This is a genomic window from Oceanospirillum linum (genome assembly GCF_001995095.2).
GTDB lineage: Bacteria > Pseudomonadota > Gammaproteobacteria > Pseudomonadales > Halomonadaceae > Oceanospirillum > Oceanospirillum linum.
Genome location: NZ_MTSD02000220.1, coordinates 1 through 394, shown reverse-complemented (window position 1 = coordinate 394; position 394 = coordinate 1). Strand labels below are relative to the sequence as shown.

The 394-nt window shown below is 44.4% G+C and carries 1 protein-coding gene; it reads right to left on the bottom strand.

The window, feature by feature from the left end:
• The coding region (locus tag BTA35_RS18595; protein ID WP_238377647.1) for a hypothetical protein at positions 1-394 on the bottom strand (394 nt) is incomplete at both ends.

Sequence of the window (394 nt, the reverse complement as noted above, 5' to 3'; positions counted from 1 at the left end):
GAGGTTACGTTATCTGATAGGTCTAACGACGGGGGAGTGATCGGCGTTTCAACTTGTACTGTTTCAATTACAGAAGGTCGATTTACCTGTGCCGCCACAGTAACCTCAGTAGGTAGTTTTTGTTCAATAATAGGGGTAACCTGAGTTGGAATGTTTGTGGTGGTATTGCTACTGTTTGGCCTACTTTCAGGTTTGTAGGGTGCTACTGGAAGTGCCTCTGGTCTCTGAGCTGGTGGCGTATAAGTACTGTTAAGCTTAGGTTGCGTAACGGTATTTTCTGCAATTACATAGCTTGGTTCCGCCGTATTTACTGTAGAAACTACAGCTACATCCTTGCTCTCACTTTTATAAGGGGAGGGTTGGCTTGTAGGTTCTTTTTGGTCAGCTTTTGCTA